The sequence below is a fragment of the Phytohalomonas tamaricis genome, from assembly GCF_003012345.1.
GTDB lineage: Bacteria > Pseudomonadota > Gammaproteobacteria > Pseudomonadales > Halomonadaceae > Phytohalomonas > Phytohalomonas tamaricis.
In genome coordinates this window covers 581631-594929 of the sequence record NZ_PVRV01000020.1, presented here as the reverse complement: position 1 = coordinate 594929, position 13299 = coordinate 581631, and the positions used below count along the sequence as shown (strand labels likewise).

The 13299-nt window shown below is 57.9% G+C and carries 14 protein-coding genes; 6 read left to right on the top strand and 8 right to left on the bottom strand.

Annotated elements, in window-relative coordinates; genetic code table 11:
• The first annotated feature begins 40 nt into the window (after positions 1 to 40).
• Positions 41 to 895 (top strand): S-formylglutathione hydrolase, encoded by an 855-nt coding sequence (fghA, locus tag C3Z11_RS08160; protein ID WP_106477432.1) that lies wholly within the window; start codon positions 41 to 43, stop codon positions 893 to 895.
• Between the two features lie 64 nt (positions 896 to 959).
• Here fghA and C3Z11_RS08155 read toward each other — a convergent pair whose 3' ends face one another.
• The 4 genes from C3Z11_RS08155 to C3Z11_RS08140 all read right to left on the bottom strand — a co-directional run bounded on the left by C3Z11_RS08155 (position 960) and on the right by C3Z11_RS08140 (position 4147).
• Complete coding sequence (locus C3Z11_RS08155; RefSeq protein ID WP_106477431.1) at positions 960 to 2342, bottom strand: amidase; 1383 nt, start codon at positions 2340 to 2342, stop codon at positions 960 to 962.
• Positions 2343 to 2577: 235 nt separating this feature from the next.
• Positions 2578 to 2919: an AzlD domain-containing protein gene (locus C3Z11_RS08150; RefSeq protein WP_106477430.1), complete on the bottom strand. Its 342-nt coding sequence runs from the start codon at positions 2917 to 2919 to the stop codon at positions 2578 to 2580.
• Positions 2916 to 3605 carry an AzlC family ABC transporter permease gene (locus C3Z11_RS08145; RefSeq protein WP_106477429.1) on the bottom strand — a complete coding sequence of 230 codons (690 nt, stop codon included), beginning with the start codon at positions 3603 to 3605 and terminating at the stop codon, positions 2916 to 2918. The genes C3Z11_RS08150 and C3Z11_RS08145 overlap by 4 nt, the downstream gene beginning before the upstream one ends.
• Complete coding sequence (locus tag C3Z11_RS08140) at positions 3602 to 4147, bottom strand: helix-turn-helix domain-containing protein (protein WP_106477428.1); 546 nt, start codon at positions 4145 to 4147, stop codon at positions 3602 to 3604. Before C3Z11_RS08140 ends, C3Z11_RS08145 begins: the two co-directional genes overlap by 4 nt.
• A 165-nt stretch (positions 4148 to 4312) precedes the next feature.
• Between C3Z11_RS08140 and mtgA the strand changes: the two genes are divergently transcribed.
• The 4 genes from mtgA (at position 4313) to C3Z11_RS08125 (ending at position 7811) form a co-directional block, all read left to right on the top strand.
• Positions 4313 to 5005 (top strand): monofunctional biosynthetic peptidoglycan transglycosylase, encoded by a 693-nt coding sequence (gene mtgA, locus C3Z11_RS08135; RefSeq protein ID WP_262927302.1) that lies wholly within the window; start codon positions 4313 to 4315, stop codon positions 5003 to 5005.
• 242 nt (positions 5006 to 5247) lie between these two features.
• Positions 5248 to 7008: a putative bifunctional diguanylate cyclase/phosphodiesterase gene (locus C3Z11_RS08130; protein WP_158700960.1), complete on the top strand. Its 1761-nt coding sequence runs from the start codon at positions 5248 to 5250 to the stop codon at positions 7006 to 7008.
• Positions 7009 to 7018: 10 nt separating this feature from the next.
• Positions 7019 to 7171, top strand: a complete 153-nt coding sequence (locus C3Z11_RS16785) for a hypothetical protein (RefSeq protein WP_158700958.1) — start codon at positions 7019 to 7021, stop codon at positions 7169 to 7171.
• Between the two features lie 40 nt (positions 7172 to 7211).
• Entirely contained in the window at positions 7212 to 7811 is a 600-nt protein-coding gene (locus C3Z11_RS08125; protein WP_158700956.1) for an HNH endonuclease, read from the top strand.
• 127 nt (positions 7812 to 7938) lie between these two features.
• On the opposite strand, the gene C3Z11_RS08120 is transcribed toward C3Z11_RS08125, so the two are convergent.
• Entirely contained in the window at positions 7939 to 8469 is a 531-nt protein-coding gene (locus tag C3Z11_RS08120; protein ID WP_106477424.1) for a DUF421 domain-containing protein, read from the bottom strand.
• 316 nt (positions 8470 to 8785) lie between these two features.
• Between C3Z11_RS08120 and C3Z11_RS08115 the strand changes: the two genes are divergently transcribed.
• Positions 8786 to 9196, top strand: coding sequence for a DUF4168 domain-containing protein (locus C3Z11_RS08115; RefSeq protein WP_106477423.1), 411 nt, complete (start codon positions 8786 to 8788; stop codon positions 9194 to 9196).
• 205 nt (positions 9197 to 9401) lie between these two features.
• Here C3Z11_RS08115 and C3Z11_RS08110 read toward each other — a convergent pair whose 3' ends face one another.
• The 3 genes from C3Z11_RS08110 to C3Z11_RS08100 all read right to left on the bottom strand — a co-directional run bounded on the left by C3Z11_RS08110 (position 9402) and on the right by C3Z11_RS08100 (position 13296).
• Positions 9402 to 10283, bottom strand: a complete 882-nt coding sequence (locus C3Z11_RS08110) for an AEC family transporter (protein WP_106477422.1) — start codon at positions 10281 to 10283, stop codon at positions 9402 to 9404.
• A 124-nt stretch (positions 10284 to 10407) separates the two neighbouring features.
• Entirely contained in the window at positions 10408 to 10902 is a 495-nt protein-coding gene (locus C3Z11_RS08105; protein WP_106477421.1) for a group I truncated hemoglobin, read from the bottom strand.
• Between the two features lie 54 nt (positions 10903 to 10956).
• A complete protein-coding gene (locus C3Z11_RS08100) occupies positions 10957 to 13296 on the bottom strand; it encodes a bifunctional diguanylate cyclase/phosphodiesterase (protein ID WP_106477420.1) in 2340 nt (779 codons plus the stop codon).
• Between the last annotated feature and the right edge of the window lie 3 nt (positions 13297 to 13299).

Here is a 13299-nt window from a genome sequence, read left to right as displayed (position 1 = left end):
TGATACGGCGAGGCCCTGCTGCCTTTTCAGGGAGGATTTCATGGCTACGCAACAACTCGAACAGATCGCCGCCAATAAGAGCTTCGGTGGCTGGCACAAGCGCTTTCGTCATCACTCGGACGTGCTCGACTGCGACATGATCTTTGGCGTCTATATACCGCCCCAGGCCGAGACGCAGCCGGTGCCGGTGCTGTGGTGGCTGTCGGGCCTGACCTGCAATGATGAAAATTTCTTGCAGAAGGCCGGCGCGCAACGTCTGGCCGCCGAGCTAGGCATCATGATCGTCTGCCCTGACACCAGCCCGCGTGGCACCGATTTTCCGGGTGAACACGACAGCTACGACTTCGGTTCCGGCGCTGGTTTCTATGTCAATGCCACGCAAAAGCCATGGTCGTCGCACTACCGCATGTACGACTACGTCACCGAGGAGCTGCCTGCGCTGGTCAAGGCCAACTTCCCTGTTTCGGAGCAGGAATCGATCAGCGGCCATTCTATGGGCGGTCATGGCGCGTTGATTTGCGCACTCAAGCAGCCGGGACGCTACGCCTCGGTATCGGCTTTCGCGCCGATTGCCAACCCGATCGCCTGCCCGTGGGGCGAGAAGGCATTTTCCAACTATCTCGGTGCGGATCAGGCTGGCTGGATTGAATACGACGCCTGTGAACTCGTGCTCAATGGCAAGTCGAAGCAGGAGCTGTTCGTTGACCAGGGCGAAGCGGATAACTTCCTCGCCGAGCAGCTCAAGCCCGATCGTCTCGAGAAGGCGTGTCACATTCAGGGCGTACCGTTAATCCTGCGCCGTCAACCCGACTACGACCACAGCTATTTTTTCATCGCCACCTTTATCGACGATCACCTGCGCTATCACGCGCGCTACCTTGGCTTGATTGACTGACACAAAGTCGCAAGACGACAAAGCCCGCCAATGAGCGGGCTTTGTCGCGTCAGGTGAAGAGATATTAGCCTGCGGCGAAGCGTTCGCACCACGCCTCTAGCACGCTGGCGGTCTGCAGCAGGCGCGCGTCCTCGCCCTGTGGCGCCGCCACCATCAGACCAATTGGCAGCGCCGCGCCCGGCGCGATGAACGGCAGCGACAGCGCTGCGGCGTCAAGATAATTGAAGACGTTGGTGTTGCGCAGCGCACGGCGATTGGCGTCGATGAAGACCTCGCTTTCTTGTTCGAGGCGCTCACGTTCAGGCGGAAGTAAAGGCGCGGTCGGCAGCAGGACGGCGTCGAAGCCGACCAGCTCGGCGCAAAAATCGCGCTGTAATGCCGCACGTGGCTGCAGCCGCTCGATATAAGCGTGAGCGGGAATGTCGAGCCCGCCTTCGAGGCGCTTGTAGACCTGTGGATCGTAAAGCGCACCGTGTCGGGCCAGCTGCTCGCGATGCAGCGCGGCGGCTTCAGGCACGACCAGTCCGCCGCGTTGGTTAATAGCGTAAACCGCATCAAGGGCGTTAATCGTCAGGTGTTCGAGGTGACAGCCTTGGGCACGCAGATAATCGCAGGCCAGTGCAAACGCCTGGGCGACTTCGATGTCAAGCTCCTCAAGTAATCCGCCTTCGGGTACGGCCAAGCGCAGTGGCCGCGGCGTCTCGTCGAGAGTGGGCATGTCGCGGCGGGCCAGCACGCTCCACAGCCGCGCGCAGCAATCGACACTGGGAGCGATCGGGCCGACGCAATCAAGGCTCGGCGCGAGCGGGTAGGCACCATCGAGCGGCACGCTCGCTTGCGATGGTTTGAAGCCGGTTAGGCCGCAGAAAGCGGCCGGAATGCGCAGCGAGCCACCGGTATCGCTGCCAAGCGTCGCCGCAGCGAGTCCGAATGCGACCGAGGCAGCGCCGCCGGAACTCGAACCGCCGGTAATGCGTTTGCCATCGAACGGGTTGGGCGGCGAACCGTAGTGCGGATTGAGGCCAAGCCCGGAGAAGGCAAACTCTGTCATGGTGGTGCGTCCGCACAGCTGTGCGCCAGCACTGCGCAGGCGCGCGACGGCGCTGGCATCGCGTTCGGCCGGCGCGGCGCCGGCCAGCACACGCGAGCCGGCCCGGGTTACCTCACCCGTGGTGTCGAAAAGATCCTTGATGCTGACCGGCACGCCCGCCAGTGGTCCGGCGCTGAGCTGCCACTGTGCCGGTGCGCTGTCGCGCAGACGATTGGGCTCGAACGCGATATAGGTAGCACGTGTCACCTCGGGTAGCGACTCGACGCGACGAATCAACGCCTCGCTCGCCTCCTGGGGTGAGAAATCGCCGCGCTGATACGCTGCTTCGAGATCGCGCAATCGCCGACTGCGTGGCGCACGCTGCCAAAAGGCATCGGCCTGAGCCGTGGTGGTCATCGGAGTCACTCCGCTATCGGTAGAGAGGAGAATGATACGTGTATGTCAGCATCTCGCCATATATTGATATATTGACTCAAGCGGTTTTGCGAAAACACGCCTAGCCGAATAATTAAGATGATGGTTCTATCTCCTTGAAATCGACCATGTCTGCGCCGTTATAGGCACTGACATGTGGTATATGCTTGGCATCGTCCACCGTCACGACCGCAGGCCTTATCCACGAAGGACCAGCCTACACCAGCGCAGCGGCGAGCCAAATCACAACGCCGTAGCTCAACACGCCGGCGAGAATCGGTATGCCTAGCGCGCGATATCGCCACCACACCAGTGCGGTCACTGTCAGCCCGACCGCGACTGCGCCCCATGCTGCGGCACTTGGTGGACTCGGCACGCTTGAGACGCCGAGCAGCGCGGCGATCAATAGTGGCCCCGAGAGGCCCAGCCAGGCGGGCGGCGGTGCGCTCTGCTCGCTGCGCCGCGATAGGTGGCGTTGCATCCAATGCAGCGGCACGGCGCGCATCAGGAACGTGCCGCTGGCAACAATAAGCAAAGCGATAGCGACTTCGGTGGTCATGACAGCCTCCAGTAGGCCAGGGCGCCACACAGCGCAGCGAGTGGCAGGCCGAGGTTAGGGAGATCGAAGGCGGCGAACAGCGCCCCTGCGATGGCGGCGATTGTCAGCGCTGTACTCCAGCGCTTTGATCCGAAGCGCGGTGCGATCAGAACGAGGAACAGTGCCGGTAGCGCGAAGGGCAATACTTGAGCCAGCAGCGGCCAGTGGCTGGTCAACCACTCGCCTGCCAGGCTACCGATCAGCGTGCCTGCAACCCAGCTCGACCAGGCACCGAGCGCCACACCGGTCAGCCAGTCAATGCGCTGCGCCCAAGGCTGCCGAGTCAAGCCTGCACTGGCCAGGGCGAAGACCTCATCGGTCAGCCCGTGTGCCAGCCAGCGCAGCCGCGGATGGCAGGGCAGTTCGGCGGCCAGACTTGGCCCATAGACGATGTGACGCAGGTTGATCAGCAGCGCCAATGCGGCGGCCAGCCACGGCGATGCGCCATTGGCGAGCAGGGCGATGAACAAAAACTGACTGGCACCGGAATACATCAACGTCGACACGAGTGTGGCGGCAAGCGGGGACAGTCCAGCCTGGGTGGCGATCACGCCAAAGGCGACCGCTACCGGCATGTAGCCGCTGACGATAGGCAGACTATGGCGTAGACCGAGACGAACACTCGGCAGGATGATAACGGATGTCATGCCGGATGGTCCTGGGTGACGGGTGGATAGATGATGGTGACCAGCATCGCGACATCTTCATCAAGGGCGCGATAGATGTGGACATGATCGGCCGCAAAACGAGTCGTCTCGCCGGGCCCGAGCTGCCTTGTAGCGTCATGATGACCAACTTCGACCTCACCCTTGAGCACCATGATGTGCTCCTCGCTGCCACAAGTATGCGGTTCGGCCAACCGGCTCGCGCCCGCCTCGACGCGCATCAGATAGGCATCGATCGGGTGGGCGGCGCTGCCCTGGCCGAGCAGAGTGATATACATGCCATTGTCAATCACACTGGAGGCCATGCCGACCTCGGTGGCGATCAGAACACCGAACGGCACTTTGAGCTGCTTGGCCAGCCGCCAGAGGGTGTCCAAAGTCGGGTTACCTCGTCCCTGTTCGAGATTCGAAAGGTTGGATTTGGCGACGCCGGCCTTGACCGCCAGCGCCGACAGTGACAGTTCGCGTGCCTGACGCAGCGTGGTGATGCGCCGGCCGAGCGCCTCGAGCATGGCGATATCCATGGGAATTACCTGCGTTCTTTAAAACGAGCGTTCTATATAAAGAACAAAGACGTGTCAAGACGCTTGCCAATCAACGGGCTCAACAAGATAGGGGTAAGGAGAGACGGTTGATATACTGCAGCGAATACAATCTTCAAGAGTCGCTTCATGGTGCAGGGAACCTTCATGCAACGCTTATGGCGAGCCCTCGGGGTCGCGCTCGGGCTGTTCGTCGGCGTGTCAGTGCTGGCTGTCGTGCTGTTTCGCTTCGTGCCGCTGCCATGGTCTTCGGTAATGCTCGAACGCCAAATCGAATCGTGGCGTGATGGTGAACCACTTCAGCTGCAGTACGTCTGGGTTCCCTACGAGCGAATGTCCAGCCAGGCCAAGATCGCCGTGATCGCCAGTGAGGATCAGCGCTTTCCCTTTCATCACGGCTTTGATACCCATCAGATACAACTGGCGTTCGACGCCTGGCTGGAGGGCAAGTCACTGCGTGGGGCGAGCACGATCAGCCAGCAGACCGCCAAGAATGCTTTCCTGTGGTCAGGCCGCAGTTGGGTGCGCAAGGGGTTGGAGGCGTGGTTCACCGGGCTGATCGAACTGATCTGGCCCAAGCAGCGCATCCTTGAGGTCTATCTCAATATCGCTGAATGGGATCATGGTGTCTTCGGTTTGCAGGCCGCAGCGCGCCATTACTACGGTGTCGACGCTGGCCGCTTGAGCGCCGAGCAGGCGGCGCGCCTCGCTGCCGTGTTGCCCAATCCGCTCGGCTGGAGCCCGGTACGCCCCACGCCGCGCGTGGCGGGGCGAGCACGCTGGATTCGCCAGCAGATGCGTCAGCTAGGCGGCCCCGATTATTTGCGCCATCTCAAATAATGAATGCCGTTACTGTCATTCGTATAAGCAATAAGCGTTCCTGCATCGATAAAAGTGCCGCTGGAACGCACGTTGCGTTGACCGTTGCGTTAATTCTGCTCGTAAGCCAAGCCACGTTTAACTGATAACATACCTGGCCTATATTGCCGGGCTGTCAATCGCATAAGCCTAGGGAGAGTGCGTCGCGAATATGTGACTGCCTGGCGTCATTTCCTGAATACAACAAAATATGGGGCAAGGCGGTGAGTGAAACACATGCAGCGGAGCGGGTCAGTGACAGCCTGTTGAGCTGTGATTCAATCGAGGAAACGCCGGAGGCGCGCGACCATACGCAGTGCGCCTCTTCCGAGTACCAGCATCTCGTCCACGGCGGGATCAACGCCTCGGTGGACGGCATCATCATTACCGATGCACGTGGGGTGATTCAGTCGGTCAATTCCCGCTTCACGCTCTTGACCGGTTACAGTGCCGAGGAGAGTGTTGGCAACCGTCCCGGCCTACTGAGCTCAGGCCGCCAGTCCGCGGGATTCTATCGCACCATGTGGCGCACACTGCTTGAACAGGACTACTGGCAGGGCGAGATCTGGAGCCGGAACAAGAACGGGGAGGTCTTTCCCGAGTGGCTGACGATCAATGCGATCCGCGATGCCAGCGGCCAGCTCCAGCAGTTCGCTGCGATATTCAGCGACACCACGGCCCGTAAACGTCAGGAGGTTCAGATCCGCAGGCTCGTTTATTGCGATGATCTGACGGGGCTGGCCAACCGCCGGCTGTTTCTTGAACGGCTCGAACAAGCGCGCGCCATGGCTCACCGCGAAAGTCGTCGTATGGCGGTGATAGTGCTTGATCTCGACTTGTTTAAACGCATCAATTGTACCCTTGGTCATCGCGTCGGCGATCAGGTGCTGAGCACGATCGCCACACGCCTGCAGGCTACCGTTGGTGAAGAGGAGTCGGTGGCGCGACTTGGCGGCGATGAATTTAGCGTGCTGGTACACCAAGTGGAAAGTCTCGATGCGCTTGGAACGCTGGCCACGCAACTGATCGAGAGCATTTGTTGTCCGTTCGAGATACATGACTCTCCTCTCACTCTTTCGGCCAGCATTGGCATCAGTGTCTATCCCGAGCATGGCGAGAGCAGCGAAGCGTTGCTCAAGCACGCCGACACGGCGGTGTACCGTGCCAAGGCGGCGGGCCGTAAGCAGTGGCGCTTTTATCAGCCGTACATGGGCCAGCATAACCAGCAGGTGCTGACGCTGGAGCAGAGCCTGCGCCGTGCGCTCGACGCCAACGAACTGGACGTGGTTTATCAGCCTCAGGCCACCCTGAAAGAGGGACGGTTGGTCGGTTTCGAGGCGCTGCTGCGCTGGACCGATCCCGTGCTGGGTGTAGTGCCTCCGCTGCAGTTCATCCCGCTGGCTGAAAAGCTTGGCCTCATCGATCATATCGGTCGCTGGGTGCTGGATCGTGTCTGTTCTCAGCTCCACGCCTGGCGCCATTTGCCCCGAGTGCCGGTAGCGATCAATGTCTCGGCGCTGCAACTCAACGACGAGCGCTTCGTGGATGAGGTCGAACGTTGTCTGGCGCGCTACTCACTGCCGCCCGAATTGATCGAGCTGGAGCTGACCGAGAGTTGTCTGATCCCGAATGCCGAGGTGGTGCACAAGGTATTGCAGCGTCTGCGTGAGCGCAGAATTCGGCTACTGCTTGACGATTTCGGCACCGGCTATTCGTCGCTCTCCTACCTGCGACGGCTGCCGATCAGCGTGCTCAAGATTGATGCCAGCTTCATTCGTGAGTTGCCCGGCAATTATGAGGATGGCGAACTGGTCAGTGCGATTCTCAGCATGGCAAAGGCGCTGGGATTGGAGGTGATCGCCGAAGGACTTGAAACCGACGCCCAGGCCGATTTCCTGCGTACGCTGGGCTGCGGTGTTGCCCAGGGATTCTGGCTGGCACCCCCGCTTAATGTACCGAGCGCTACCGACTGGCTGATGCGCTAGCCTCTGGCGAATGTACCCACGCAATCACGTTCATCCGCACTACGGCGAGATCCAGGCGCAGGGCGTCGAGGCTGTTCTGGTCAACAAGGCGTTATCTGAAAAAGCCTACTCTGTCATGATTTTTCTTGACAGCTGGGCAGTTGTCATCGTAATGACACGTTAGCTTAAGATCGTGGTTAGACCGTTTGGCGGGGAGAAACACCGTGAGCAGTCCCATGGTATTGCGGCTATACGCATCCGGCGTTCCTATCGACTGGCTGACACTTGAAGAAGCAGCCGTTCTCATGTCACGCCGCTCCGAGGGGGCGATTGTCTGGACCGATGGTGACGGCACTCATCGGCTCCATGGCGGCACCAATGCCCTGAGCGGCAAACAATCCTATATCGACATTCCTGACGTCATCGGCGTCGCCCAGCACGCCAACACACCGCTGGCCTATGAACACACCGGCTTTAACAGCGCGCTATGCAAGCATCGAGAAGGTTTGCAGTGTGCCTACTGCGGCTCTTCTTTGTCACGCCAGGCACTGACCATTGATCATGTGCTGCCGCGCTCGCGCGGCGGGCGATTATCTATGCTCAATGCGGTTGCCTGTTGTCAGCGATGTAACAGCTTCAAGGCCAATCGCACCCCTGAGGAGGCGGGCATGGCGTTACTGCTTGAGCCCTTCGTGCCGACCATGGCGGAAGTGCTTTACATGATGCGGCCCCGCCAGGTCACGCCGTTGCAACTGTGGTATCTCAGGCAGCAATTCAGAAATGCCGCTCTACGCACTTACCTCAGCGAGGCGCTGGCGGCGTGAGCGATGAAGCGATGCGAGGCCGTCAGATTATTTTTGGCTAAGCAGCTGCGCCCTTGCTTTAAAAAGCAACGGGCGCGGCTGAGCTGAAAGGAGTGATTAATGAAAAGTCGCCATGATGGCCAACTGATCAGCGTGGCGTTTGCTCCTGGTGTGCATTGCTCTCGCTGCGAAAGGGCTCGACATCCTTGAGGGCAGAATTGGTGTCGCCAAGTTCTGGAATGACGCTGAAACCGCCGTCTGTCTCCAGAATAACGGCACTGACCTTTTCGACATCAGCAATACCGTTCTCGCGGATTGCGGCGCGTACCTCCGCTTCGACAACTCGTTCGCTGTGCATGGTGTCGTAGCGATACTCACCGCGATAGAACAAAAGTGTCGGCTCAGCCTTGATGAGCTTGCGCATGCCCACTGAGCGGACCGAGAAGAAGGTGATCACGAACTGCAATAACACGATGACGATAAATGCGGTCACGCTTTGCCCCAGTGTAACGCTATTCGACATCAATGAGGTTGCCAGCGTGGAACCCAGGGCGATAGTGACGATGAAATCAAAGGCGTTCCATTTCGACAGCGTGCGCTTACCCGAGACGCGCAGTACGATAATCAGGGCGATGTAGCTGAGTGTTCCGATAATGATGGTGTGCCAGATCGGTGACATGTTGGCCTGCTCCTTGGCGATGATTTAATAAATGATCCTGTATTAGCGTAGATCGAGTGCAGCGATGACAACAGCCGCTAGCCAAAGAGCGCATACAGTCAGCGTGAAAAAAATGTCGGGCGAGGTTAACGAGAAGACCTGAGGAGGCGGAGGTTTAAAGACGTAAAGTCACCGTTACGGGCTGAAAGATCCGCCTGGGTAGCGCTTGCCTTTCAGCATGAAACACATCTTTTCATTAAATTACTGTTGTTATTTGAACTCTTTAGCTTCAATGCCCTCTGATAGGATGTCACAAACGTGAAAATGGAGAATGTTCATGAAACGGACCACCGCGCTTTTTTCTGCCGCACTTCTTGCCTCGGGGATGGCAGCAGGAACTGCATATGCTCAGAGCAGCTCCGCACAAACCCAGAGCAGCTCAGCACAGACTCAGAGCGGCGTGCAGCAGGGTCAGGCTCAGCAAAACTTCTCCGATAAGCAGCTGCAGAACTTTGCTTCCGCTTCTCAGGAAATCGCTGGTATTTCTCAGAACTACACCCAGAAGCTGCAGAACACTCAAGATGCCGATAAGCAGCAAGAGGTGCGTCAGGAAGCCAACGATAAAATGGTCAAGGCTGTTCAAGACAGCGGTCTTCAGGTTGAGCAGTTCAACCAGATTGGCCAAGCCGTACAGAACGATCCAAAGCTGATGCAGAAAGTTCAGCAAATGGCGCAACAGAAGCAGTAAGCCAATAGGTTCGCTCAGTATGCAAAAAGCCACCTTTTGGTGGCTTTTTTTATGGATATTTTTACCGCTGACGGGGCCAGCCGGATCAGCTAGTAGACCGTATAGCCGCTGGCAACGGTGCGACCAATCGCGGTGAATGCAGCCATATCGGCTACTGTCCCGGAGCAAGCCGCGCGTAATTTGATGATGTGTGGAAAGCTGTCGGTCAATCGAGAGATAGCACCCAAGAGAGCAGGATCGGCAGATAAAGAAACGACAGTAGCGTCGAACACAGTACCAGGCTCGCTACCTTTTCGGGCGAGCGTCCAGCCTTGAGCGCGAACAGATAGTTATAGACCGCCACCGGCATGCACATCTGCAGCATCAGCTGGGCCATTTCCTGCTCGGGCAGCGACAGTGCCCAGCCGATGGCGAGGCTGATCACGGCGGCAATGGCGACGCGCATCAGGCCGAAACTCACCCCGACGCCGATATTGCGTGCCCTGATACTGGCCAGCGACACGCCGAGCGTGATCAGCATCATTGGAATGGTAAAGCCGGCCAGCAACTCAACGCTATTAGCCAGCCACTGCGGTAGGGTAATGCCGTAGGCCATCATGATCAGGGCGATGACGATGGCATAGATTGTCGGCGTGCGCACAATGCTGCGCAGCGGGCGTTTGCTTGCTGTCAGGCTACCGACCACGAATTGCAGCAGCGACATCACCACGAAGACAGCGACAGCGTAACCGAAGCCCTGCTGACCGAAGGCATAAAGTGAAATCGGCAGGCCCATGTTGCCGGTATTAGGAAAGGCCATGGCGGGAACAACGGTTTGCCATTCGAGCTTGCGCCAATACGCCAGTGCCGCGCCGATTAGTGCCATTATCGCGACGACCAGGAGTGTCGCCAGCGTCATGTCCTTGAACGCTTCGATGTCGATGTGAGTCTGTGACAGTGAACCAATGATCAGACATGGCGTACCGACGTTCAACACCAGCTTGGTAATGAACTCGGTAGGGTAGGGCTGCTTGAACTTGACCCAGAAAAAACCAACGCCCGCACCGGCCAGTACCGGCGCCATGACGGCGAAGAGTTGCGCAAACATGGATGATCCTTTCGATCAGATTTAACTATCTACGTCTAAGTGCTCAAGTGCTGAGTATTGCGTCATTTTAGGCATGAAGTTCGTCAATAAGCCACATGACGACTTGTCCCCAGCCACGTGGTACTTATAGCCCGACGATGCCGTCATGCAGTTGAGCCATGCGCTCAAGTAACTGTTGCTGGGTGGGGACGGGAACATCCTGCCGATACAGGGCATAGGAGAAATCTTCCACCACCGCCTGATATTCAGCTTCTGTGATCTTCATGCCTTTATGCACGCGTACCATGGAATCCCCGCTGTAGTGACACGGGCCGCCGCTCAACATACATACCTGCTCGTTAAGCACTTTCTGGACGTAATCGATCTGTCTGGGGTCGAAACGACGCACGACGCGATCATCATCAGCTAGGCGGTAGAGAAAGGTTTCGACGATGGCGGCAATGCCCGTTTGGCCGCCTAATGCCTGATAAAGCTGGTCTCCTTCATACTTGGCGGCGATCTGAGCGGTTAGCGTGGGAGTGGTGGCATTATCGGTGGCGGGGGATGTTGTGCCACAGCCTGACAGGATGACAAGAGGCAGGCATAACAATAGCGAAAGCGTGCTTCGCGCGATGGACATCACTAATTCCTCAGAAGAAAGATAAGGGCGGATATCAAGGGCATGGGGTGATGGCTATGACGTGGTGTCGGTGCTTTTTGCCGTATGGCGCCGGTAGTTCTCTAGCCATTCGGGGAGCTGATCGACCTTGAGGGGCCGGGCAAAGAAATAGCCCTGTGCCGTGTCGCAGCCCATTTCTTGCAGCAGTGCCAGACTGGCAGCATTCTCGACGCCTTCTGCGGTGACCTTGAGCCCCAGGTTGTGACCTAGGTCGATGGTCGAGCGCACGATCATCATATCCTCGGGCTGACTGTCGAGCTTGAGGATGAATGACTTGTCGATCTTGAGTTCGTCAATAGGCAGCTGCCGCAGTTGCGACAATGATGAGTAGCCAGTGCCAAAGTCGTCGATTGCGATTGAGAAGCCATGCTCGCGCAGCGTACTGAGCAGGCTCGTGGCTTGTACCGGGTCTTTCATCAACGTGCTCTCGGTGATTTCCAGCGAGAGTTGATTAGGATCCAGGCCACGATCCTTGATCCGCTGTACGATGCGTTTGGGCAGTGTTTCATTGCTGAGGTCATGCACAGAGAGATTGATCGCTACGCGAAAGTGCTGGCCTTGCTGGATCCAGTCATGGAGCTGACGAGTAACATGTTCGATGACCCAGTCGGTCAGCAAACCGATATTGCCCGAGCGCTCGGCCAAGGCAATGAACTCATCGGGAGGCACATAACCCAAGGTCTTGTGCTGCCAGCGGATCAGCGCTTCGAATTCGTAGACGTTGCCGCTGGCCACATCGATCTTGGGTTGATAGACCATATACAGTTGATTGCTTTGAAGTGCATCGCGAAGGTCATTGATGAGCATGACCTGACGCAGATGATTTTCGTCCATGCCAGGCACATAACTTAAACATTTCTGTGCCGAGCGACGCGCGCTGTGCAGGGTTATTTCCGAGCGCCGCGCCAGTATTTGGGCATTGTCGCCATGTTCGGGGTAATGCACTTCACCTGCCGACAGAGACACGATGACCGGTGACAGGTCGCGCACCAGTGGGGTCATCGTCAGCCGGACGAGGGCACGCCGGCGCACGTCGCACGGCGCAAAAGGCGGCATGTAGAGCAACAGATACTCATCGCCACCGATGCGGAATACATGCTCGGGCGCGACGGCTAACGTCTGTAGACGCTGTCCCATTTCGATCAGTACTTTATCGCCGATGGTGTAGCCAAAGGTGTCATTGATCTGCTTGAAGTCATTAATGCATACGCGCTGCATTACAAACGACTGCTGGCGCATGACCAATGTCTCTATAGTGAGCTCGGCCGATTGCCGGTTGGGTAATCCTGTCAGCACATCCTGACGAGACTTCGCGAGCAGTTCGGTTTCTCGCTGCGCCAGGTCATCCTGCATGGTGATCAAGGTACTGGCGAGCAGCCCGATCTCTCCATTGTCCTTGATGTTCGGGTCCACGCGCTCGCCGCGGCCGATGCGTCGGGCAGTGTCGGTCAGACGCTGAAGAGGACGGCTAATGGTGCGCGAAGCAAAATAGGCCATGAGCAACGCACCGATGATCGTCACACAGAAGATCACCAGTAACTGCAGCTTGAGATGTTCATAGGGCGCCAGCAAGGCGGCTCTCGACATCTGCAGGATGGCCGATACTTGACCGTCCTGCGTACGGCCGAGCAGCACCTGACGAGACAAATAGTTATCACCATGGCGCATGAAGGCGTGTCCGGAGTTCGGCACGCTTTCATCCAACGGAAGGTCAAGCAAGCCCCAACGTTCGTGACTGGTGCGTGTGGATGATAGATAAGGCAGGTAAGTGTTCTGTTGCCCTATAAAAGCAACGTCCAGATGAGTGATATGCCCCAGCGTATGGGCTATGGCGTCATCAAGAAGAAACCCCATGCCGACCCAGGCGATGATGTTTGGGGCATAAACAGGAACCAGCACGAACTGATAGGGGGCTCCCTGGAGCATGACGATGGCTGATGTGCCGCTTTGGGCTTGCGCTTTCTCCCATACGCCGGGAAACGGGAAACCGGGATGCGTACTTACATTATGATGACTGCTGGCGACTAATTGCCCATCGGTGTTGGCCAGCATAACCAGATCAGCGGCGATGCGTTCGCCATGGTTGGCTAATACCGATGCAAGCGTCGCGGTGTCTGCCGTAGCGATGGCCGCTTTAAATCCATAGTCTGCCGCCAATATCTCTACGCCGCTGCGCAGACGCAGGCTACGATCATCAAACATGCGTGTAAGCACACGTGAGCCGATATCAAGGCTCTCGCGGCCGCGTTGTAGGGCATCGATATTGCCAGTACCCAGAACGGCAACAATGACCGCAGCCTGCGAGATGAACAGCAGGGCGAACATCATGAGATAAAGGCGAGTTCGGAAGGCCATGAG

Coding starts and splice junctions, on each gene's coding strand:
- fghA (WP_106477432.1), top strand. CDS start 41: ATGGCTACGCAACAACTCGAACAGATCGCCGCCAATAAGAGCTTCGGT.
- C3Z11_RS08155 (WP_106477431.1), bottom strand. CDS start 2,342: ATGACCACCACGGCTCAGGCCGATGCCTTTTGGCAGCGTGCGCCACGC.
- C3Z11_RS08150 (WP_106477430.1), bottom strand. CDS start 2,919: ATGACCACCGAAGTCGCTATCGCTTTGCTTATTGTTGCCAGCGGCACG.
- C3Z11_RS08145 (WP_106477429.1), bottom strand. CDS start 3,605: ATGACATCCGTTATCATCCTGCCGAGTGTTCGTCTCGGTCTACGCCAT.
- C3Z11_RS08140 (WP_106477428.1), bottom strand. CDS start 4,147: ATGGATATCGCCATGCTCGAGGCGCTCGGCCGGCGCATCACCACGCTG.
- mtgA (WP_262927302.1), top strand. CDS start 4,313: ATGCAACGCTTATGGCGAGCCCTCGGGGTCGCGCTCGGGCTGTTCGTC.
- C3Z11_RS16785 (WP_158700958.1), top strand. CDS start 7,019: ATGTACCCACGCAATCACGTTCATCCGCACTACGGCGAGATCCAGGCG.
- C3Z11_RS08120 (WP_106477424.1), bottom strand. CDS start 8,469: ATGTCACCGATCTGGCACACCATCATTATCGGAACACTCAGCTACATC.
- C3Z11_RS08115 (WP_106477423.1), top strand. CDS start 8,786: ATGAAACGGACCACCGCGCTTTTTTCTGCCGCACTTCTTGCCTCGGGG.
- C3Z11_RS08110 (WP_106477422.1), bottom strand. CDS start 10,283: ATGTTTGCGCAACTCTTCGCCGTCATGGCGCCGGTACTGGCCGGTGCG.
- C3Z11_RS08105 (WP_106477421.1), bottom strand. CDS start 10,902: ATGTCCATCGCGCGAAGCACGCTTTCGCTATTGTTATGCCTGCCTCTT.
- C3Z11_RS08100 (WP_106477420.1), bottom strand. CDS start 13,296: ATGGCCTTCCGAACTCGCCTTTATCTCATGATGTTCGCCCTGCTGTTC.